A 20,845-nucleotide genomic window follows, 5' to 3' on the forward strand; every position below is an offset into this window, starting at 1 on the left:
TGAAGGATTTGCGCGGCGCCGGCCTGGTCACGTTCCGCGACAACCGGGTGACGATCCACGATCTGCCCGGCCTGCGCCGCGCCGGCGAATTCGATCCGACCTATCTCTATCTCGATCAGTTGCACCGCCAGCGCGGAGACCTCGAACCCACTGCTATGCTGGTCGCGACCGCACGTTAACGCGATCCCACCATCTTTCGTTTGGGTCGCAGTTGCCAGCGCAGATAGGCGGCGTAGCGATCGGCCAGCTCGTGGTGTATGCTGGCAACATGCGGGTCGCTCACCCGCGCCGCCATATCGCGCTCGCGCTGCTCGCGGCTCTGGTAATATTCGAGATTTTGCTGGTCTGACACCGTCGTTGCTCCTGTTGCCCGGACAGGATGTGGCACGAGCGCGGAAGCGGTCCCGATAACGTACGTTACTCACTAAATATATTAAGCTGTCTTCGCCCAAGCGATTGTGCTCAGCCACCATTTTTCCGCACCCATTCCGCCACTTGATAGCCGGCGAACGGCTTGGCCAGCACCGCGTGGTTACGCAGGGCCGGCGGCACGACCGCCGACTGCAGCAGCGATAGGTAGGGAATGCCCCGCTCGGCCAACGCCGCCACCAGGCGGCCGCGCGACTCGAGACTCTGCTGGCGGCCCAGGATCGCGGTCTGCGGCGGGGTGTCCACGATCGCGGCAAGTGCCGTCTCGACATCGCCAAACGGCCCCAGCACCGCAACATTGCGCTCGGTCAGCACGCTGGCGACGTATCCGGCCTCAAAGCTGTCGGTATCGACGACCAACGCCGTGACGCGCGGCGGCTGCCGATCTTCCGGGGCGGCCGCCATCACGCCACTTTCTGGCCGAGCTGCATCGCGGCGGTCTCGGACCGGGCGTCCGGCGTGACCACGGCCAGCCGACGATACGTCGCCAGCGCCTGCCCCACCACCTGATCCATATTGTAGTAGCGATAGGTCGCCAACCGGCCCACGAAGCTCACGTTCGGCTCGGCCAGCGCCAGCGCCTCGTAGCGTTTGTACAACGCCTGGTTCTCGTCGCGCGGGATCGGATAGTAGGGATCGCCCGTCGCACTGGGATATTCGGTGGTGATGCTGGTGCGTTCGGCAGTCTGTCCGGTCAGATGCTTGTATTCGGTGATGCGCGTGTACGGCACATCCTCGTTCGGATAGTTCACCACCGCGACCGGCTGGTGCCATTCCTGCTCTAGCGTACGATGCTCGAAGCGTAGCGAGCGGTACGGCAGCCGGCCATAGCGATGCCCGAAATATTCGTCGATCGGCCCGGTGAAGACGAGGTGATCGTGGGGATAGGCTTCGCGCACATCGGCATAATCGACGCCGAGCAGCAGATCGATATTGGGGTGATCCAGCATCCGCTCGAACATCAGCGTATAGCCTTCCAGCGGCATCACCTGATAGCGGTCGCTAAAATAGCGATCGTCGGTATCAGTGCGCGTCGGCACCCGTGCAGTAACCGATTTGTCGAGCTCGGACGGGTCCATGCCCCATTGTTTCCGCGTATAGCCGCGGAAGAACGTCTCGTAGAGTTCGCGTCCCACTTTGGAGACGACCACGTCGGCCGAGGTGCGGATTGGATCGACCGGCTCCGCGCGAGCCGCGAGAAACGCTTCCACGTCCGCCTCGGTCTGCAGATCGAGACCGTACAGCATGTTCATCGTGGTACGGTTGATCGGCATCGGCACCTGCTTGCCGTCCACCTCGGCGAGCACGCGATGTTCGTACTGCCGCCACTCGGTGAAACGCGACAGATAGTCGAAGATCTCGGTCGAATTGGTGTGGAAGATATGCGGGCCATATTGGTGGATCAGGATGCCCGCCGCATCCCGATGATCGAACGCATTGCCGGCGATATGCGGTCGGCGATCGACCACCAGCACGCGCTTGCCACCATCGCGCGCCAACCGCTCGGCCATCACCGCGCCAGCAAACCCGGCGCCGACGATCATCACGTCGTAATGCTCCGCCTTGGCCGGCCAGGTGGTCGGCGACACGACCGGTTCATGCGCGTCGCGCGTCGCGATCTCTGCCTCGATCAGCGCCGTCATCTCCAATGCGGTGCTGCTCCACGAGCCGCGCCCGAGCTGCGCATCCGCCGCATCGCGCCACGCGTTGCCTGCGCTGCGCAGCGCCAACGCATTCTCGCACGCAGCGATGAACGCCTCCGCCGTGTCGGCGATCGCCACCGCGTCGAGCGCACCATAATGCCGCACCACGTCGGTGATCGGAGTCGATACCACCGGGCACCCGGCGGCGAGATATTCCGGCGTCTTGGTCGGGCTGATGAAGCGCGTTGCTTCGTTGATCGCGAACGGCATCAACGCCACGTCCCAGCCGGCCATATATTCCGGCAGGGCGGCATAGCTCTTGCCGCCGAGATAATAGATGTTGGCGCGGCGCGGCAGTGCATCCTCGCCGATCTTAACCACTGGGCCGACCACCACCAGCGACCAGTCAGGCCGCGCATCGGCGATCGCTGCGAGCAGATCGAGATTCATCCGTTCGTCGATCACGCCGGCAAAGCCCAGCCGCGGCCCCGGGATCGCAGCCTGGTCCGCCGGCACCTCCGTCGCGCCGCGCGCGCGCGCGAAATGCGCGGCGTCGATGCTCGAGGGGAAAGCGTGGACGTTGGCATGCCGGTCGCGCTTCGCTTCGTACAGGCTAGTCCCGCCGGTGAACACGATGTCCGCGCGCTCGATCAGCCGCTGCTCGCAGACGAGCAGCTCGGGCGGCGCATCCTTGAACGCGGACAATTCGTCCATGCAATCATAGACCACGCAATCAGCAGCCAGATGATCCGAGAAATCGAGCATCATCGGCGTATAATACCAGCGGATCAGCGACCCGTCGGCGCCGCTCAGTTCCGCATCTAGCAGGTCGCGCAGCATCGCCTCCTCCTGCCCGCGCATCGCTTCGTCCAATTCGGGCGTCAGTGCGATTACGCTGCTGTCGGGGCACACGCTGCGCAACAGCCGCGCGGCTCCAAGACCGGTACGATAGATCGGCTCTTCCCAGAACAGCACGCGGTGGTTGGCGGCGAAACGCGTCATCAAATGTTGCGGCCGCTGGAATACGAAGCTCCAGCGCAAATGGCTGAAGCAGATCAGTACCGGCTGACCGACGCGCAGTTCATGGTCAGAAGACGGCGCAAAAATCGATGGCGTTTCAATGTTCACGTCCGGCCCTTTATGATTGTGTTCTGGCCACTGAAAACCGGAACGGCGGACGGAATGTTCCCGGATGTGACGGGCGCTAATACAGGTTAGCGCGTTTCCAGGAACGTTGCCGAACGGCGATCCGTTGGCACGGTGGCAGTTCGGGGAATCGACATGACGGCATTGCAGCTCTGGGGCGGCCTGGAATGTACGGTCAATCGAACGCACGACGGTTATGGCGACCAGGTCCGGCTTAGCGGCCATCACGACCGTGCCCAGGATCTCGACCTGTTCGCGGGCCTCGGGCTGCAGGCGCTGCGCTATCCGGTCCTGTGGGAACGCGTCGCGCCCGGCGATCCGGCCAGGCCGGATTGGTCATGGACCGATGCGCGGCTCGGCCGGCTCCGCGCGCTCGGCATCCGGCCGATCGCGGGATTGGTGCATCATGGCAGCGGCCCGGCGCACACGCATCTGCTCGACGACGGCTTCGCCCCCGGCCTTGGCCGCTTCGCCGGACAGGTCGCCGAGCGCTATCCATGGATCGAGGACTGGGCTCCGGTCAACGAGCCGCTGACAACCGCACGCTTCTCGGCGCTGTACGGCCATTGGTATCCGCATGTACGTGACGAGACCGCCTTCTGGCGCGCGATGCTCAACCAGGTCGATGGGACGCGCGCGGCGATGCGCGCGATCCGGCGCGTCAATCCGGCAGCGAGGCTGATTCAGACCGACGATCTCGGCCGCACCTACGCGACCAGCCGATTGGCCGAACAGGCCGCGTTCGACAATGTCCGCCGCTGGGCCGGCTGGGATCTGCTGTTCGGCTGCGTCACGCGCCACCACTCGTTATGGCGCCGGCTCGATCGCATGGGGCTTGGCGATCGGCTACGCGCGATCGCCGACGATCCCTGCCCGCCGGACGTGATCGGCGTGAACCACTATCTTACTAGCGACCGCTTCCTTGATCACCGCCTGCAACTCTATCCGGCCCAGACGCACGGCGGCAACGGTCGCACCGCCTATGCCGATATCGAGGCGGTGCGCACGCTCGATCCGGCCCCGCCGGGCTTGGGCGGCGCGCTGCGCGAGGCGTGGCAACGCTACGGCGTACCGCTGGCGATTACCGAGGTGCACAATGGCTGTACGCGCGAGGAACAACTTCGCTGGGTCGTCGAGGCGTGGGACACCGCGCTCGCCCTGCGCGCCGACGGCGTCGATATCCGCGCGGTCACCGCCTGGGCCTTGCTCGGCAGCCACGGCTGGAACACCTTGCTGACCGCCCCCGGCGTCTACGAACCCGGCATCTTCGACCTCGCCGCCGCCACGCCGCGCGCCACCGCGCTCGCAACATTGTGGCGCGGGCTGCCGGGCGGCGCTCCGCGTCACCCCGTAACCGCCGAGCCCGGCTGGTGGCGCCGCCCCGACCGACTGAGCTATCCACCTTTGCCGCGCCCTGCCAGCGCCAGCGCCAGCGCCACGCAGACCAAGCCGGACGACGCTTCCCCCACGCTGCTGATCTGCGGCGCGACCGGCACGCTCGGCCAGGCCTTTGCGCGCGCCTGCACCGCCCGCGGCATCCGCCACGTGCTCAGCGGGCGCGACACGCTCGATCTGGAGCAGACCAACACGATCGCGCCCGCGCTCGATCGCCTGCATCCCTGGGCGGTCGTCAACGCCACCGGCTGGGTGCGCGTCGACGATGCGGAGCAGGACGAGGCCGCCTGCCACCGCATCAACGCCACCGGCGCGATCGCGCTGGCCGAGGCGTGCGCCGCCCGCGGCGTCGGCTGCGTCACCTTTTCCAGCGACCTGGTGTTCGATGGGCAATTGGAACGCCCCTATGTCGAATCCGATACCCCCAACCCGCTCAACGCCTATGGCCGTAGCAAGGCGGCGATGGAGGCGGGCTGCGCCGGCCTGCCCGGCATGCTGGTGGCGCGCACGGCGGCGTTCTTCTCGCCGCACGATGCGCACAATTTTGCCGCCGCTGTGGTAGCGACGCTGGCGCGCGGCGAGCGTTTCGTGGCGGCGCGCGACCAGATCGTCACGCCGACCTTCGTGCCCGCTTTGGTCGATGCCGCGCTCGATCTGCTGATCGACGGGGCCGCCGGCATCTGGCATCTCGCGGGCGACGAAGCGGTCAGTTGGGCGCAGTTCGCGACCCGGATCGCGCAGGCATGCGGCCACGACGCCGGGCTGATCGATGCGGTCGAGGGCGCGACGCTGGGCTGGCCCGCCCCACGCCCGCTTAACGCGGCGCTCGCCAGCGAACGCGGCGCGCCGGCCGGCACGCTCGCTGCGGGCATCGCTGACTTCGCTCACCACTATTGGCAGCACCGCGGACAGGCTCAGGCAGCCTAGCTTACAGTGGCCGCCCCTGCTGGCAGCGCTCCAGTTCGACCGGATCGTGCGCACAGGTCACGACCAGTTCGACGCGGTGCTCGCGCGACAACAGGCGTAATCGTTCCTGGTTGGTCATGCGGCTGGTGGCATCGACTTCCATCAAGCGCTGATAGGCGCGCAAGCCCGGTGTGCATTTGCGCCGCGCACCGCGCATTTCCCCGCGGTAGAAATAGGCGTCGCCGGCGTGGAGCAGCCACTTGCCGTCATCGCCGCGGATCGCAACCCCAGCATGCCCCCAGGTATGGCCGGGCAACGGCACCAGCAGGATTTCGGGCGGCAGCCCATCGAGATCGCGCACCGCGTCGAAGCCGAACCAATGGTCCCCGCGCGCGCCGTAAAGGCGCCAGTTCTGCACGTCGTTCAGCTGCCGCCCCCGCCAGCGATTGCGCGCGACCACGCCGGCATGCGGGCCCGTCGCATCGTCATATTCGCGTTGCATCACGTGCATTCGCGCATTGGGGAAATCCTCCAGTCCACCGGCATGATCGAAATCGAGATGCGTCAGCACGATATGCTGCACATCGTCGGCGCGAAAACCGAGCGCTTCGATCTGTCGGATTGCTGTTTCCTGCTCGCGCAGCCGGATGTTGAGCATTAGCCGCCACGGCAAGGTAATCCGCGGTTCGGGATGGCGATGGGGGTGCGCCACGTCGCGCAGGCCGTAGCCGGTATCGACCAGCACCAGCCCGTGCGCGTCGGTCTCGATCAACAGGCAATGGCAAACGAGGTGGCCGAGCGGCCCCAGGCTGCGACCGTCGAACAAGGCGCCGCCAAGCGGGCAATCAGTGCCGCAGTTAAGGTGATGGATACGCAAATCTCGTTCCTCAATAGGGCTAGGCACGGCGGGACACTGTCCCGCCGTGCTCACCGTCAGCCGATCTGGTTGAGCTGAGCGCCGCTGTCCGGACGCGCTGGTCCGAGCACCGGTTCTTCGCCCAATGGACGATTGGCGAACACCGTAAACTCGCCCCGGCCGTCCGGCGTCGGCCCGCTGGTCCAGGTGCCTTCGGGCACCGTACCGTCGACCGAGGTTGCGTAAAAATTGTAGTTGTTCTCCTGGTCTTCCATTTCTTGGGGGAAGCTGTTGGGGATCGGCATGTTGCCCGGCGCGCCGCCCAATTCCTCAACTACCGACAGCCATTGCTGCTGATGCATCGTGTCGCGCGCGATCATATAATGCAGCATCTTCTTCATGCCGTCATCTTCGGCAGCGTTGAACAGCCGCACCGCCAGCACGCGACCGGTGGCCTCGGCAGCGACGTTGCAATACATGTCTGCCGCGATGTTCCCGCTGGCATAGATGTGGCTCATGTTAAACGGCACGCCATCGGAATCGATCGGCATCGCCGCGAGCCCGCTGGAGAGCAGGTTCTTGTGAATCATGCCCTCAATCGCATGACGACCGTTACCGCCACCCATCACCGCGCCGACAATGCTGTCCGCTGCGCCTTCTTCCTGTAGCGTGGTCGGCGCCTTGTCGAGATTGAGTGCGACCGCGGTGGCGAGCATCTCGATATGGCCGATTTCTTCGGTCGCCGTGTGCAGCAGCATGTCGCGATATTTGGTCGTCGGCGCGCGATTGCCCCAGGCCTGGAAGAAGTATTGCATGCAGACGCGGATCTCGCCTTCCACGCCGCCGATCGCCTGCTGCAGCATGCGCGCGAATTCTGGATTGGGCTTATCGACGGTGACCGGAAACTGCAGGCGCTTGTCGTGATAATACATGATCGGTGCTCCGCTGGTTGTGGCATCGTGCCGCGGAGAGAACAAACGAGGCGACGCCAAGTCGCTGATCTTCTTGGATCAAATTGCCAAATCGCGCTGATCCATATTAGCCCCAGCGTTACCGCCGGCGTTCCTTGCCGCGTCGCGGGCGGGGCCAAATGCCCTGCCGCGCGTGGAGGCGTGTCGCAAACCGCCAGGGCGGCGTGTATCTCACCATTGATCCACCTCGGTTGTTCGGGCTGTAGATCCGCACTGGCGCAGGTCTTCCGTCCGCAGAAGCTTGCGGTGCAGGACTGGTTCGCCTTCTGTGCCGACATTTCGACACGGTCGAAATCAATAACAGCTACTATCCTTTGCCGGAGGCATCGACGTTCGCAAGCTGGCGCCTCCAGGCGCCCAAGGACTTTCGCTACGCGGTGAAAGCCAACCACTACCTCACGCAGGCCAAAAATCTGAAAGACTGGGAGGAACCCCAAAAAAGGATGATGGAGCTGTTTCGACATCTGCGTCTGCGCTGGCCCGATCTAAACCCATAAGGCGACATTGGCATGCCGTTCTTGGCTGCCCGATACCTGCCATTATGGGATGGCCCGCCCCTTTTCCCAACATCGGGTATGGTGCTGGCGTCAGTGGAAGGAACGGACTGATGTCTATTGTGATCCTTGATGCTGATCTCGGCAAGATCTCGTGCAGCATTGTGCGCGTCGACGTAGCTGGCGCGGTAGTCGTTCGCCGAACGATGCGCCGGCAGACATTGATCGACTATGTGCTCAAGCTCCCATTATGCGTTGTCGCGATGGAAGCGTGCTGTGGCGCGCATCATCTCGGCGCTTGCTTGCCGCGCGAGGTCACGAGATTCGCTTGATGTCGCCAGAGTATGTGCGACCGTACGTAAAAGCGCAAAAGAACGATGGCCGCGACGCCGAGGGGATCGCCCAGGCCGCATCGCGCCCGACGATGCGGTTCGTCGAGTTGAAAAGCGAGGAGCAACTGGACATCAAGACTCTGCATCGGGTGCGCTCCGCCTCGTGGCCGGGCCCACGAACCTGATCAATCAACTGCGGGCAATACTGCTGGAACGCGGAGTGATCTTCCTGGCTGGGCGGCGCAAGTTCGAGCTGGGCCTCGAGCCCACGGTCAAGATGGGCATCCGCGCGCTTGGAGTCTCATAATGTCCTCGGCATCGAGTGCCAATTCGTTCACCGGGCTTTCCAAACGCCGATCGACTGTCAGGCCATCTGCTCGATCCTTCCTCCAAACTTCGTAGGCTACACGCGCCGGAGCGCGCTGCCGATCTGATTACGCGGCGGCCGCATAGCCGCGCTCGAAACTTGTTTCCTTGCGCAGGGTCGCCCAGGCGATGCGCGCCAGCTTGTTGGCCAAAGCGACCACCTCAGCGTGGCGGTGAACACCGCGCTCAAGCATGCCCCTTAACCATTTGCCCAAAGGCGTATCGCTCTCGGATAGCGATGGTAGCGCTGCTCGGGCTCCGTGGATGAGCAGGGTGCGCAAGAAGGTGTACCGCGCTTGGAGATGCCCATCAGCCGAGGCTTGGCCGCTAGGCGTCCGTCCGCCTTTCACTGCCGATCTAGTTAAGCCGCCATTGGTTTAGCACGCAGTCGCCGCGTGGCCGAGCGCTCCCGAGCGGCCGCGCGGCCGCTCAGGAGCAGCCTTCACGTCGAGGAGCCGTGACCCCATCCGCCCAAGTTCTTGCGAAAGGCGCAGCGTCGCGGCGTCATCCGAGAGTGATAGGGACCAATTCTGGCTGAATATGGCCTTCGTCGGCTTCATTGAGTTGTAAGGCCGCGAGGTTGCGTTCGTGTTGCTTTCTGTCGATTTTATAAAGAAACAGTAGCCCGATGGCCACGACGGTCATCCCGATTACCGTCGGCAGATACAGTAGGCCGAGCCCATAGATCATGTCGGGATCCACCGCGCCGGGTTTCGCGTCGCGCGGAAAAGCGATCAGCGAAAGGACGCCGCCGGACACCATAACACCGAGGCCCGACACTGCCTTCGTGAAGAATTGATCTGCCGAAAAAAGCAGCCCTTCCGATCTCTGGCCGGTGCCGACCGCCACATCCTCGACCACGTCGGCGAGCATCGAGTTCATCATTACCGCGCTCATCACGTAGAGCAGACCGAGGAAGAAAGCCTCGCCCGCGAGTATGGCAAAAAGTGCGTCCGATCCGTTCGGTGGCATCAAATCCAACAGCCTAAGAGCGATTGGTACCACGCCGTTTAGCAGACCCAGCGTATAACAGGTTATCGTCCCGCGTCGCTTGCCCAGCTTGCGGCTGACGAACCCCACTGCCAGAGCACCGCAGAGTGCGCCCACAGCACCGAGCGTGGCCATGAGTGAGAGCTGAGCCTGTGACAGCTCCCAGAAAAACAGTCCGAAGTAGAGATCGAGGCCGGTCTTCGCCCCGGCCGCCACCGACTGGAACGCACCTACCCCTAGCATCACGAGCGCCGACCGGTTGCGGAGGATGCCTCGCGTATGGCTCCAGAATGTACCGCCTCTTCGGTCCTTCGGGGCCGGACGCCGTAAAAAGGGAATGAAGCGGTGCGTCGCTGCGGCCGAGATCACGATCACCGCGAACATGATCATCGACATCGTCAGCGAGAAACCGAAATAGCCAGCGCTCTCCGTTGCGCCGCCCGATCCGTCCGGCCGCTCGCGCATGAAGACTTCAAGCCCAAGGACCGTCACCAGAAGCCCGGCGATGGTACGAAAGAAGATGCGGAAATTCACGATCCGCGTGCGGCCATCGTAATCCTCTACGAGTTCGGGGGCGAGCGCAGCGGACGGGAGTTCGAAGAAGGTATCAGCCACGCGGATCAAGAGCAGGCAACCGAACAGCCAGGCCAGCAACATATTATCGCCCAAGCCACCCGGGGGGTTCCAGAGCAGGAAGAACCCGACCGCCAGCGGCGCGGCCGAAAAATACATGAAGGGGTGCCGCCGCCCCCACGGCGAGCGAAAGCGGTCCGACAGATGACCGACGACAGGATCGCAGATAGCGTCGAACACCAGGATCACCGTGATGATCACGGAGACGCTCGTCGGCGACATTCCCAGAACCTGATTGTAGTAAAGAAGCAGGAACGCGCTGAGCGCGCGCATCTTAATGCCGCTCGAGACCGCGCCCAGCCCGTAAAGCGCCTGAGTGATGAGACCGGCGTTCGGTCTCCCGCCGACGCGAGAGAGTTCAGAGTTCGACATCAAGCAGCCTGACGTATTGCTGGCCGCCGTGCATATCGCGTTCGACCGCCCCGCCTTGCGGCGTGGCTCGGGGGTAGGAGAACTTGAGCACCGAGAGATCGGTCACCAGGAAGCGCTTCAACCGTACGGGATCGACGCCGAACATCGCGGCGACGGCCGAACTCGAGAGCGACGGCGCATGCGAATAGCGCGCGAAGGTCTCGGCATTGGGAAAGAACAGATCGACGGTGATCCAGAAGGGGCCGGCATTCTTTGAACGGACGTGCGAGCAGACGTCACTCAGCTTCGGCATGGCTAACCTTTTCCGTTGCGAGATATCGGATTCGGACGAGCTCCAGCGGGTCGTCGACCCGAACCACGTGATTCAGCCTGAACTCATAGACCTGCCCGCGCTCTATCTCGGCGGGAGAGAAGGGAAACGCGTAGCTCGGCAACTCCTGATCGGCGTTGAGCGGCATATGGAAGAATGCGGGGTTGCACGTCTTGGCGATCTGGGTCGCCAGCTCCTGCGTCGCCGCGGTGGCGACGAACATCAGGCCGATCTCGCGCGGCACTGACGCCGCAGCGTCCACCACATCCCCGGTGACGCCGTTCCAACCATAAGCACGAAGGGAAACATCGTAGTCGCCGAGACGGGGGCCGATCGTCGCCTGCAGCCTTGATCGAAAGAATTCCTCCATCTGTATGAGGAAGCGCGGGATTTCAGCCAGCACACGGCGGTCTTGGATGCCGACGAGCATGATGGTCTGAAAAGCCCCCCCGGATGCGCCCTCCAGCTTCATTGTGTAGGGTGCGGGCTCGAAAACAGACCCTGACACGCGCACGATCCGATCGTCGAGCGCCTCATAGCACGCCGCGCTGACGTCGAGGACGCCGCCGGGTTCGGTGAGCCGGAACGGATCACTGTTCTCGTAGAGCATGTGGGCCGATACCGTCGTCGTCGTGCACGCATTGCTCGTGGCCAGTGGCTCTACGTCGAAATGGTGGGCGCCGACCCGGACAATGACGCCGCCGTCGCGGGATCGAACCGTGCAAAGCCCGCCGCATTCCGAAGTCTTGCCGGCATGCCAAGCCGCACCCGCGCCGGCGCCCATCATCAACGGGACCGCGGCGATGACGGCGGTGTCGGTCGTCCGCCCGCCAAGGACGATGTCGGCACCCCCGCGCAGCGCTTCGATATACGGTTCGGGCCCCATAAGTGCGACGATGTGGTCGCACGCTGCAAAGACGCCCGGCAGAATGTCCTCGACCGGTGCCAGCGGCATAATCCCCCCGGCCGCAGCCCGCTCCTCGAGCAATGACGCTTCCTGTTCCGAATAGAGCAATGCGATGCGTGGGCTCAACCCGTTCTCGCGCGCGATCTCGACGGCGATGTCGTGCATCCAGTCGAGCGCCATGTCGCACCCGCTGGTGCCGCACGAGCCGATCAGCAGTGGGATGCCGGCGGCGGCTTGCGCTCGCATCAAGATGGCAAGATCGGCCTTGACCGCATCACGCGAGTATTTGGACCTGCCCGTCGCAAGATATGCCGGTCCGCTGTCGGTCGAACCGGCGTCGCACGCGATCGCGTGCGCACCCAACGAAATGCCGCGAGCGAGGTCCTCCGCACGCACGCCGGCTCCGAGAGCCCCGACCGGCACGATCACGTCGCAGGTGCGTCCAGGTGCCAGCGTCATGGTCGCGCCCTGACGGGAATAGCAAGGCCGAGTTCAGAAACGCGCATCGAGCGTCACTCCGATCTGTCGCGGGGCGCCATACTGCACGAATAGGCCATTGGCCTGGTCCACATTGTAGACGCGGTATTCCTTATTGGTCAGATTTTTGACCCAGAATCTTGCCGAGAACCGCTGGTCGGCATGATAGGTCACGCTCGCGTCCCAAAGGGTCCGCGGGCGACGATACTCGATGAAATCGTTGTCATTATCGTCGAAAATATCGCTCTGATAGTCGAGCGAAACGACGGCGCGTAACCAGCCCCAGTCCGATTTTGGTGATGTGAACCCCAGGTCCGCGGTCACCGCATGCTGGGGCGTACGGCTCAGCCGGCTACCCGCCAGGTCGCGCTGAACCGCACTACCATCGGCGAGGATCGCCGACGTTTGGGTCAGCCGATCGAAAAAGGGGTGTAGATACGTATAGCGCGCCGTTAGATCGACGAACTCGACCGGCGCCAGCACCAGTTCACTCTCGATACCCTTGATCGTTGCATCACCGGTGTCAGTAGATACGCGGGTGCCACCGGGTCCCGCCGTCGCATCCGGGATGACCTGGATCGTCTGCAGATCGCGGTATTTGGCCTGAAACACTGACACGTTTAACCGCAGCCGGCGATCGAGCCAGTCCGTCTTGATGCCCGCCTCGTAGTTGGTGACCTTCTCCGGCGCGGTCGCAACGCGGGCCAGGACCGCCGATCCCGGCTGTTCCTGGAACGCCCCCGACTTGAAACCCGTCGAGACCGTGCCGAACACGAAAATGTTGTCATTCAAGCGGAAGTCGGCACCGACGCGATAGGTCACGAGCTTCTGTCGCGTCACGCCAGGAGAGCCGAACGTGGAATAGCTCACCACCGGCAGCGTCGGATCGCCCGTCAGCCGCGTGACCTCGTACGTCTTTCTCTCATCGGTGTAGCGCGCGCCGCCAAACAGCCCGAGACCGAAGTCGAACTTGTACTGGGCCTCGCCGAAGGCGGCATAGCTCCGGTTGCGCGAATGCGCGACGAAGCGGTTCTCGCTGTTATCGATAACCGCGGTTTCGCTTTCGCGCTCCCGGTCGATGTTGTCGCGATTGTAGTAGAGCCCTGCGACCCAGCTGAACGGTCCCGAACCGAGCGAGGTCAGCCGAGTTTCAGCAGAATAGGAATCCGCCTGTTCCCTTGCGAGCACTTGGATTGCCGGCGCCAGCACGCCGGTGGCGGCGTTGACGGCGGCTGTCGTCCCGTCCAGATCATCCGAGGAGTCGTAGTCCAGCGTCCGCCACGCTGCGGTCGCCGTCAACGTAGCGAAGCCGAGCACGTCCGTGTTGAGTTCGCCGCGGACGCCGCCCGTCGACGTCTTAATGAAGCCGTAGCGATCGGGGTCGGCGACGCGCGGCTTGTTGTAGTCATCAAAACCAGCGTTCGGCCTCGTGGAATTGAACGCAAGCCGTCGTACGTTGAATCTCGATCCCTGTGCGAGATCCTGATCGGCAATGTCGGCTGAGATCAGGAAGGTCGTGTTTGTGCCGAGGCCAAACATCGTCTGCAAACGAGCGCTAATCTTGTTCTCGTCGTCCAGTGGTCTACCGATCGGGGTCTTGCGGAAACCGTCGTTGCTGACCGCGCCGAGCACGATGCGCGTGGCGATCGTATCGGTGATGGGGACGTTCAGCATCACGTTACCGTTCAACTGCTCGAATTCACCGGCGGTGAACTGGACCTGCGCCTCGGCGTCCCGGGTCGGCTTAGCGGTGATGAAGTTTATCGCGCCGCCGACGACATTCTTGCCGAACAGCGTACCCTGCGGCCCCTTCAGGACCTCGATGCGCTGCATGTCGAAGAAGTCGATGCCGAGCATCGCAGCCCGACCGAGATAGACGCCGTCGAGGAACGCGACCGAGGACGGGTCCCCCCCCGCTCCCTGGTTGGCGCTGCCGATCCCCCGAAAGAACGGGCGTGGAGCGGCTCTTGGAAAGGCGTCGAAGTTCACCCCGGGCGTGGCCTGTGCCAACTTGGCGAAATCGTTGATGCCCTTCTCTTGCAGCTGGGCGTTGGTGAACGCCGTAACCGTGACAGGCGCGCTTTGAAGCGTTTCCTCGCGTCGACGCGCTGTGACGACGATGTCGGCGATACCTGCGGCCTGCGTCTCCTCGGCCTCCGGCAACTCCATTGTCGTGGCGGTCTGTGCGCTGACGGGCATCGCGACAAAACTGCTTAGAGCGGTCGCGGCGCATAGGAGCGATCGGTATTTGATCATATTCAGGTCCTCCCCTGACCCCGCTGTTTATCAGCGGGGTTGTTGACGCGATGACGCTGTTCGCCATTCGCTGTCGGACGCGTGGACCTTCCGATGAGCTAGTACGTGTCACCAATGTTACACCCGATCGGATTTCTTACGGGTAGAGAAGTGATTGCTCATCGACATGGAGAGAGGATCGGCGATGGACGACGGCGTGGGACAACCGGCTCCCGGCATCATCAACCGGGAGAATTGGATCGGTGCGCTTCCAGACTCCGTACGTATTGCTGTCGAGGCGCGCATGACCAGCTTTGCCATCGAGCCCGGCCTGCCGGTCAAGCGCGCCGGCGAAGCAGCGACCCGCATCTTCCAAGTCGAGAGCGGTTTTCTGAGCTTGATCGGGCTGCACGCGGATGGACGCCAGGCGTTGATTACGATCTATGCGGCGGGAAACTGCTTCAGCGAGACCGCGATGATCTCGCGGCGCATGCACAATCACACGACGATCGCCCTCACCCCCGCCGTGATGCGCCAGCTCGACCGCGAGGACTTCTGGGAACTTTACCACCGACACCCGGAGATACCTGAAGCGCTATGCCGAAAGTTCGCTGAGGCGATCTCTCGCCAGATGGCCAGCCGCGAGCAGCGTGCGACCCAGCGTCTTGGAAAGCGCGTGGCGATGATGTTTTCCAACTTCGCTGAACATGCCGGATCGGGTACGGGCGAAGGTGGCGTCCGCATCGCTCTGCCAATCACGCAAAGTGACATTGCCGATCTTTTTGACGTTACCCGCCAGAGCGTGCACCGCGAAGTGACGTATCTTAAGCAGTTGAAGCTGGTCGATAGGCACCACAAGGAATGGATCATTCTGGATCCCTCGCGGCTACGCCAATTTTGCACCTACTAGATAATTATCTACCGGTTCGAGTACGCTTGGTTGACAGAGCAATAGGCGCGATTACCCGATGTCGGACCTGCGACCTAGCGGGTCGCTTTGTAAAACTGGAAGTTCGTTTACAAGATATGTTCGCGCACCGAGTCCATTCCGCGCGGCCGGACGTTGAGGTGGCTCAGTCGCTTTTCCGGTCCCGGCGGAGCCCTGCTCAGACGGAGAAGAGACATGCGCGCATTATGCTGGCACGGTAAGGGCGACGTTCGCGTCGATACCGTCGCGGACCCCGAGATCAAGCATCCGCGCGATGCGATCATAAAGGTCACCGCCTGCGCGATCTGCGGCTCGGACCTCCACCTCCTTGACGGCTATCAGCCAACCATGGAAGCCGGTGATATCCTTGGCCACGAGAACATGGGCGAGGTCGTTGCGCTCGGTTCAGAGGTCACTAACCTTCAAATCGGTGATCGCGTGGTAGTGCCGTTCACGATCAGCTGCGGGGACTGCTGGTTCTGCCGCAAGGGCCTGTTTGCGGCTTGCGACCGGACCAACCCGAATGCCGAAATGGCCGCGAAGGCGATGGGCCACTCGCCCGCTGGGCTGTTCGGCTTCAGCCATATGCTAGGCGGCTATTGCGGTGGCCAGGCCGAATACCTCCGCGTGCCGATGGCCGATATCGGCCCGATCAAAATCCCGGACAGCGTCACTGACGATCAGGCGCTATTTTTGTCCGATATCTTCCCAACCGGCTACATGGCCGCTGAGAACGCGCAGATCGAGCCCGGCGATACGGTGGCTATCTGGGGCTGCGGCCCGGTCGGCCAGTTCGCCATCCGCTCCGCGCTGATGATGGGCGCCGGCCGCGTAATCGCGATCGACGAGGTGCCCGAGCGCCTTGCCATGGCCGAGGCCGGCGGTGCCGAGACGATCAACTTCGCTGAGACAGACGTCTTCGACGAATTGCAAGCGCGGACGAAAGGACGCGGCCCTGACAGCTGCATCGATGCCGTCGGTTGCGAGGCGGCAGGACATGGAGCGGCGGACGCTGTCATGGACAAGGTCAAGGCGTCGATGTTTCTTGCCACCGATCGCGTTCACGTGTTGCGACAGGCGATCATGAGCTGCCGCAAGGGTGGCACGATCTCCGTGCCGGGGGTCTATGTCGGCATGGGCGACAAGTTGCCGATCGGTGCAGCCATGAACAAGGGGCTGACCATCAAACTCGGCCAGACCCACGTCCAGCGCTATACCAAGCCACTGCTGGAGAAGATCGTGGCCGGGGAGATCGACCCTAGCTTCGTGATCACCCATCCAGCCAGCCTGGAGGACGCGCCTGAAATGTACGCCAAGTTCCGCGACAAGGAGGACGGCGTCATCAAGGTGGTCATGCGCCCGCACGGGTAAGCAGCACCATTCACCTCTGCGGCATCCAACTCCTTCAAAGGGATTGGATGCCGCAATGACCTAAGTCCGGTCACTCGCGCCGCCTTCGCTGCTTCCTGAAACCGGCCACTATTCAAGTTTTCGTCGACTCGATTTCGGCTGATAGTTGCATCTTCGACCGGCAGCCGCCCGGACAAGCAGCGCTGATTCAGTGACATCCTGATCGGTCGATTGTTGTCCGTTCGCCTTGAAGGACCCGACGGCTGACACCCGCGCGCGCTCGACGGCTAGTCACCCTCAGACGCTAAGCCACATCCAACGCAACATCCTCGTTGACTGTGCAACACACAGGGTGTATCGCACCGCCTGTCCTGGAGGTGATTATGAGTGAATTGGTTGCCCTCATCGCCGCGACGATGTTGCCCTTCAATATCATCCCAGGTCGCGCAGAACCGACACCGGCTTTCTCAACCGCCGCGGACGCTACGATCGTCGCAAACGGGATTATCCTTACCTACCGCATCGTTGGTCCCGCGAACGGCCGTCCGCTGCTGTTGATCGCGGGCACCGGCATGCAACTGATCGAATGGCCACCGGCGCTGATCGACGGGCTCGTCAAGCAGGGCTTCCGCGTGATCATTGACGATCAGCGCGACGTCGGCGGTTCGACGCACTTTACCGCAACGGGGGCGCCCGACTGGTCCGCTATCATGACGGCGCTTGGCTCCGGAAAGGCGCCGCCCCTTCCTTATACAGCTGACGACATGGCGCGCGACGCAGTAGCGTTACTCGACGCGGTGGGCATTCAGCACGCCGATCTGCTCGGTATCTCTGGCGGTGCCACGGTGGCCCAGTTGGTTGCTGTCGTTCGGCCGGATCGCGTCCGATCCCTCCAACTCATCGCCGCTAACTCGGGCAATCCGACGATCCCTATGCCAGCCGAGCCTGCTCGCATAGCGTCCGTCCAGCAGCCGGAACCGGACGACAGCGCCGCAGTGTTGATCACTAAGCGAATTGCCATGCGGCGGGCCCTCGCGGGGCGGAGCTCGATGATCACAGAAAAGAAGGTTCGGGCGGCAGTGGCGCAGGCCGTCGCACGCGAGCCGGATCCGCTGGGCTACGCACGCCAGGGGGCGGCTCTCATCGCCCTTGGCGACCTGCGAGCGCGCCTGGCGGCAATCAACGTGCCGACCTTGGTTGTTCATGGCGACGATGACCCGCTCATTTCGCCCACTGCCGGCCGGGAAGTCGCAAAGGTGATACCGGGCGCGACCTTCTTGCCCGTCGCGGGCATGGGCCATACGATCGAGCCAAGAGACATCCCCACCATTCTAGCAGCGATCCAGATGAACGCGGCAAGAACCCAATGACGATCTCCGAACCCCTGCCGATGAAGCGCTCGATCGTCGACGCGCTCCGCCAGGAGCTGCGCAGAGGCACGCTAGTGCTTGCGGTGCTGGCCGTGCTTCGGGAAGAGATGAACGGTTCGGCCGTACGCGAAGTACTCGCGTCGGGCGATGTCGGAATTGAGGACGGTGCGCTTTATCCGATGCTCCGCCGTCTCGAGGAACAAGGTCTGCTCACCAGCGAGTGGCGCGTCGATGGGTCGCGCAAGAAGCGCTTCTATCTTCTGTCAGCCGACGGGATCGCGACATTTTCCACGCTACTCGACGAATGGCGTCGCCAGACTGCCGGATTAAACACCCTGACAAGGAGCAACTCCGATGATGACTCTTGACCGTTATTTGCGCAGGGTCGGTTTTTGGCTACCCCGACGCGAGCGTGCAGATATTCTCGACGAGCTACGCGGCGCGATCGACGAGCGCCTGGATGCGGCCGAACAGCGCACGGGCCGTCCGTTACACGAGCAAGAGCTCGAGGAGGTGCTCCATTCGTTCGGCGACCCTGTTCTCGTGGTCGCCCGCTACGTTCGCCGGGCGCCGGTGATCTCGGGCGGCCTTGCCTTTTTCTTCTGGCGCGTACTTGCAATAGCGCTGGGCGGCACAATCGTTGTCCAGCTCGCATTGCTTGCCGTGGAAGCGGCGCAAGCACCGTCGATTGCCGCAGCACTACTGAACGGCATGACGCGGATGGCAGTTGCTCTCCTGCTCGGCTTCGCCTGCGTGACAGCCGCGTTTGTCATCTTAGATCGGCGGTACGGCCTACAGTCGCCGCGATCCTCCGACTGACCGCGATTGACTGGAGTGTCAGTTCCCCCACCCATCGCAGACCTACTTTTGGGGGGGGGTGCTTTAACTGCGGTATGACTTTGTCGACCTTAGTTGAGTTTGCGCCCGTCAACGGCATGTGTGTTCGGAAGCAACCCAAACCCGATCAATAACTGGCTTATCGTCACTTCCCTAAACAATGCCTGGCAAGCCTGTAAGGAAAAACTATCTGGCGCGTCGAGGATCAACCCGCGCCAGAACTGCTGCTACGATTGCCACAACTGCTAGTATCGGGATGCCTATTAAGAATGGGAGCGGCCCAAACCACGGCGTGGCGGCAGCCCAGCCGTCTTCCATTGGGCCATGCTGGGCGGCCTGAAAGCCAGCGAAATAAAAGCACGCAAGTATGGTCACAGAGATGCAAAACAGCGCGGTGATCCTCCGGGAGCGCGTCCGCCTGGTGGCGACGCCACAGATGAGCGCGATGCCCGCAAATGGTACAAATAAGAATAGGATGCCCGGTATCGTGAACATCGCCCACTGTAGGTGGGTGCCTATGGCGTCTCTAAAATGCTGCCCACCGATTGTCATTCGAGCAAACAGGTCAGAGCCTGTGACGGCAACCAGAAACACCAGAAGTGCGGGTATAAGGTAATTTCTCGACGCCACGTCATCCATTCCTAGGCAGATTTACAGCCAGCATTTCCGACGTCGGCTGATCGCTTGCGACGTGGTCGGAGCATTTCTTAGAACGTGCCGTTATAAGCGGATACCCAGTCGTGGACAGGCCGACAGGTTCGTAGTTAAGGTGTCGCACGTTTATGCAGCAGGGGATCGTTCGATGAACTTTAAAATCATGGCGGCAGCCGCAGTTCTGGCCTCCGCCAGTAGCCCCGCGCTTGCTCAGGTGGCCCCCGCGGGTATCTCCTCCCGATACACCGCCTGCCAGGCCCGGGCAGAAGGGAACACCGTGCAGCAGGGTATCTGTGCCCAGTCAGAGATCGCTTCTCAGGATGCCCGACTGAACAAGGCGTATCAGCAAGTGATGCGCCAACTTGCTAAGACGCCAGACAGGCGTCTAGCCCTGCGTACCGAGCAGCGTTCCTGGCTGAAGGCCCGCGATTACGAGTGTAAGATTGACCAAGAGACGATCAACAGCAGCTGCTTGGTCATGAAGACAGCGCTTCGCGCGAACGAACTGGAGAGCATGGTCCGCTTCTAAAGTCTCGGAGGTCGCAAAGCCAACGTTGCACCTTCGTCGCGGCTTCGTCAGATGCTTGCGGCGCAGGGCGCAGCTCGTCTTCGTAGGCCATCCGCCGAAGATCCGGCCCGGCCGTGCGCATCGTTTCCTCAGCGCCGCGCCGCAGCCAGGAAATCTTCCCGCGAGGCTACGGGGTAATTGCACCCGATCAGCAGCATCTCAGAGTCGGGGGCGGCGGCGCCGGGGCCAGCTTCGGCGCCACATTCCCGCCGAAGGCGCCGATCAACAGCTTCGTCACAGCATCGCCGGTCGGTGCAAACGCGCCGATCATCGGCCCGACCTCAGGATCGACAAAACGGTAATATTGTTGCGTAATCGCGATCGGTGCGCGCTCCATCTTCTGCGCCTGAATGATCCGCTGGGCGCTCGCGCGGGGCAGCAGCGCGACGATCCAATCCTGCATGAAATAAACGTGATCAGCCGGCTCCCCGAAAACCGCCACATTCCCGTCAACCGCGAAGCCATACAACCCGGTCATGCCGTCGAGCGCCTTGGGCAGTTCGGCTGGACGCATCCAAGCCGGCGGGCTGTTCTGTAGGAAGAGCAGCTCGGCAAAGGTTCCGAGCGCGTCGCGCGACTGGCACGACAGCACATGCGTAAGTGAGGCGGGCGTTGGCGCTGGTTCGTCCTCGGCCAAGGCCACGGATGGCCTAACCGCTAGCATGCAGGCGACCAT

Annotated in this window: 19 protein-coding genes and 1 pseudogene; 9 read left to right on the top strand and 11 right to left on the bottom strand. The window is 62.8% G+C overall.

The genetic code is table 11. The annotated features are described in order from the left end of the window. Positions 1 to 175 precede the first annotated feature (175 nt). The 3 genes from U1739_RS13015 to glf all read right to left on the bottom strand — a co-directional run bounded on the left by U1739_RS13015 (position 176) and on the right by glf (position 3,200). Complete coding sequence (locus U1739_RS13015) at positions 176 to 352, bottom strand: hypothetical protein (protein WP_332708740.1); 177 nt, start codon at positions 350 to 352, stop codon at positions 176 to 178. A gap of 110 nt (positions 353 to 462) precedes the next feature. Further along, entirely contained in the window at positions 463 to 837 is a 375-nt protein-coding gene (locus U1739_RS13020) for a response regulator (protein ID WP_332708742.1), read from the bottom strand. After that, positions 834 to 3,200: a UDP-galactopyranose mutase gene (gene glf / locus U1739_RS13025; RefSeq protein WP_332708744.1), complete on the bottom strand. Its 2,367-nt coding sequence runs from the start codon at positions 3,198 to 3,200 to the stop codon at positions 834 to 836. The genes U1739_RS13020 and glf overlap by 4 nt, the downstream gene beginning before the upstream one ends. A 153-nt stretch (positions 3,201 to 3,353) precedes the next feature. Here glf and U1739_RS13030 point away from each other — a divergent pair, with 153 nt between their 5' ends. After that, on the top strand, positions 3,354 to 5,540 hold the full coding sequence (locus tag U1739_RS13030; protein WP_332708746.1) for a family 1 glycosylhydrolase: 2,187 nt from the start codon (positions 3,354 to 3,356) through the stop codon (positions 5,538 to 5,540). A 1-nt stretch (position 5,541) separates the two neighbouring features. Here the strand turns inward: U1739_RS13030 and U1739_RS13035 are convergent, their stop codons facing one another. Continuing rightward, positions 5,542 to 6,396, bottom strand: coding sequence for an MBL fold metallo-hydrolase (locus tag U1739_RS13035; RefSeq protein WP_332708748.1), 855 nt, complete (start codon positions 6,394 to 6,396; stop codon positions 5,542 to 5,544). A 56-nt stretch (positions 6,397 to 6,452) separates the two neighbouring features. Next, positions 6,453 to 7,307, bottom strand: coding sequence for a manganese catalase family protein (locus U1739_RS13040; RefSeq protein ID WP_332708750.1), 855 nt, complete (start codon positions 7,305 to 7,307; stop codon positions 6,453 to 6,455). Positions 7,308 to 7,660: 353 nt separating this feature from the next. Between U1739_RS13040 and U1739_RS13045 the strand changes: the two genes are divergently transcribed. Further along, complete coding sequence (locus U1739_RS13045) at positions 7,661 to 7,843, top strand: DUF72 domain-containing protein (protein ID WP_332708752.1); 183 nt, start codon at positions 7,661 to 7,663, stop codon at positions 7,841 to 7,843. Positions 7,844 to 7,953: 110 nt separating this feature from the next. Next, positions 7,954 to 8,425: pseudogene (locus U1739_RS13050) on the top strand (IS110 family transposase); the annotation flags it as partial. Positions 8,426 to 8,606: 181 nt separating this feature from the next. Here U1739_RS13050 and U1739_RS21195 read toward each other — a convergent pair. The 5 genes from U1739_RS21195 to U1739_RS13075 all read right to left on the bottom strand — a co-directional run bounded on the left by U1739_RS21195 (position 8,607) and on the right by U1739_RS13075 (position 14,483). Next, the gene (locus tag U1739_RS21195; RefSeq protein WP_443025557.1) at positions 8,607 to 8,732 is read right to left on the bottom strand and encodes a hypothetical protein; all 126 of its coding nucleotides are present in this window, start codon (positions 8,730 to 8,732) and stop codon (positions 8,607 to 8,609) included. A 310-nt stretch (positions 8,733 to 9,042) separates the two neighbouring features. Beyond that, positions 9,043 to 10,533 (bottom strand): MFS transporter, encoded by a 1,491-nt coding sequence (locus U1739_RS13060; RefSeq protein ID WP_332708755.1) that lies wholly within the window; start codon positions 10,531 to 10,533, stop codon positions 9,043 to 9,045. Beyond that, positions 10,520 to 10,825: a DUF4387 domain-containing protein gene (locus tag U1739_RS13065; RefSeq protein WP_332708757.1), complete on the bottom strand. Its 306-nt coding sequence runs from the start codon at positions 10,823 to 10,825 to the stop codon at positions 10,520 to 10,522. Before U1739_RS13065 ends, U1739_RS13060 begins: the two co-directional genes overlap by 14 nt. After that, positions 10,809 to 12,209 (bottom strand): acyclic terpene utilization AtuA family protein, encoded by a 1,401-nt coding sequence (locus tag U1739_RS13070; RefSeq protein ID WP_332708759.1) that lies wholly within the window; start codon positions 12,207 to 12,209, stop codon positions 10,809 to 10,811. Before U1739_RS13070 ends, U1739_RS13065 begins: the two co-directional genes overlap by 17 nt. Before the next feature lie 33 nt (positions 12,210 to 12,242). Next, complete coding sequence (locus tag U1739_RS13075; RefSeq protein WP_332708761.1) at positions 12,243 to 14,483, bottom strand: TonB-dependent receptor; 2,241 nt, start codon at positions 14,481 to 14,483, stop codon at positions 12,243 to 12,245. Positions 14,484 to 14,637: 154 nt separating this feature from the next. On the opposite strand from U1739_RS13075, the gene U1739_RS13080 reads away from it, so the two are divergent. From U1739_RS13080 to U1739_RS13105, 6 genes are all read left to right on the top strand, one after another. Beyond that, entirely contained in the window at positions 14,638 to 15,372 is a 735-nt protein-coding gene (locus U1739_RS13080) for a Crp/Fnr family transcriptional regulator (protein WP_332708763.1), read from the top strand. Between the two features lie 213 nt (positions 15,373 to 15,585). Then, positions 15,586 to 16,761, top strand: a complete 1,176-nt coding sequence (locus U1739_RS13085; RefSeq protein ID WP_332708765.1) for a zinc-dependent alcohol dehydrogenase — start codon at positions 15,586 to 15,588, stop codon at positions 16,759 to 16,761. A 362-nt stretch (positions 16,762 to 17,123) separates the two neighbouring features. Next, entirely contained in the window at positions 17,124 to 18,110 is a 987-nt protein-coding gene (locus U1739_RS13090) for an alpha/beta fold hydrolase (RefSeq protein WP_332708767.1), read from the top strand. After that, complete coding sequence (locus U1739_RS13095; RefSeq protein WP_332708769.1) at positions 18,107 to 18,478, top strand: PadR family transcriptional regulator; 372 nt, start codon at positions 18,107 to 18,109, stop codon at positions 18,476 to 18,478. Before U1739_RS13090 ends, U1739_RS13095 begins: the two co-directional genes overlap by 4 nt. After that, complete coding sequence (locus tag U1739_RS13100) at positions 18,465 to 18,929, top strand: HAAS signaling domain-containing protein (RefSeq protein WP_332708771.1); 465 nt, start codon at positions 18,465 to 18,467, stop codon at positions 18,927 to 18,929. Before U1739_RS13095 ends, U1739_RS13100 begins: the two co-directional genes overlap by 14 nt. An 820-nt stretch (positions 18,930 to 19,749) precedes the next feature. Continuing rightward, complete coding sequence (locus tag U1739_RS13105) at positions 19,750 to 20,130, top strand: lysozyme inhibitor LprI family protein (RefSeq protein ID WP_332708773.1); 381 nt, start codon at positions 19,750 to 19,752, stop codon at positions 20,128 to 20,130. Positions 20,131 to 20,317: 187 nt separating this feature from the next. Here U1739_RS13105 and U1739_RS13110 read toward each other — a convergent pair whose 3' ends face one another. Further along, positions 20,318 to 20,806, bottom strand: a complete 489-nt coding sequence (locus U1739_RS13110; RefSeq protein WP_332708775.1) for a hypothetical protein — start codon at positions 20,804 to 20,806, stop codon at positions 20,318 to 20,320. Positions 20,807 to 20,845 lie beyond the last annotated feature (39 nt).

The sequence above is a fragment of the Parasphingomonas puruogangriensis genome (genome assembly GCF_036663635.1).
Classification (GTDB): domain Bacteria; phylum Pseudomonadota; class Alphaproteobacteria; order Sphingomonadales; family Sphingomonadaceae; genus Sphingomonas.

Excerpts from the sequence above, each read along its gene's own strand:
- U1739_RS13105 (WP_332708773.1), top strand. The coding sequence starts at position 19,750 with ATGAACTTTAAAATCATGGCGGCAGCCGCAGTTCTGGCCTCCGCCAGT.
- U1739_RS13075 (WP_332708761.1), bottom strand. The coding sequence starts at position 14,483 with ATGATCAAATACCGATCGCTCCTATGCGCCGCGACCGCTCTAAGCAGT.
- U1739_RS13100 (WP_332708771.1), top strand. The coding sequence starts at position 18,465 with ATGATGACTCTTGACCGTTATTTGCGCAGGGTCGGTTTTTGGCTACCC.
- U1739_RS13065 (WP_332708757.1), bottom strand. The coding sequence starts at position 10,825 with ATGCCGAAGCTGAGTGACGTCTGCTCGCACGTCCGTTCAAAGAATGCC.
- U1739_RS13085 (WP_332708765.1), top strand. The coding sequence starts at position 15,586 with ATGCGCGCATTATGCTGGCACGGTAAGGGCGACGTTCGCGTCGATACC.
- U1739_RS13090 (WP_332708767.1), top strand. The coding sequence starts at position 17,124 with ATGAGTGAATTGGTTGCCCTCATCGCCGCGACGATGTTGCCCTTCAAT.
- U1739_RS13040 (WP_332708750.1), bottom strand. The coding sequence starts at position 7,307 with ATGTATTATCACGACAAGCGCCTGCAGTTTCCGGTCACCGTCGATAAG.
- U1739_RS13070 (WP_332708759.1), bottom strand. The coding sequence starts at position 12,209 with ATGACGCTGGCACCTGGACGCACCTGCGACGTGATCGTGCCGGTCGGG.
- U1739_RS13060 (WP_332708755.1), bottom strand. The coding sequence starts at position 10,533 with ATGTCGAACTCTGAACTCTCTCGCGTCGGCGGGAGACCGAACGCCGGT.
- U1739_RS13095 (WP_332708769.1), top strand. The coding sequence starts at position 18,107 with ATGACGATCTCCGAACCCCTGCCGATGAAGCGCTCGATCGTCGACGCG.
- U1739_RS13030 (WP_332708746.1), top strand. The coding sequence starts at position 3,354 with ATGACGGCATTGCAGCTCTGGGGCGGCCTGGAATGTACGGTCAATCGA.
- U1739_RS21195 (WP_443025557.1), bottom strand. The coding sequence starts at position 8,732 with ATGCTTGAGCGCGGTGTTCACCGCCACGCTGAGGTGGTCGCTTTGGCC.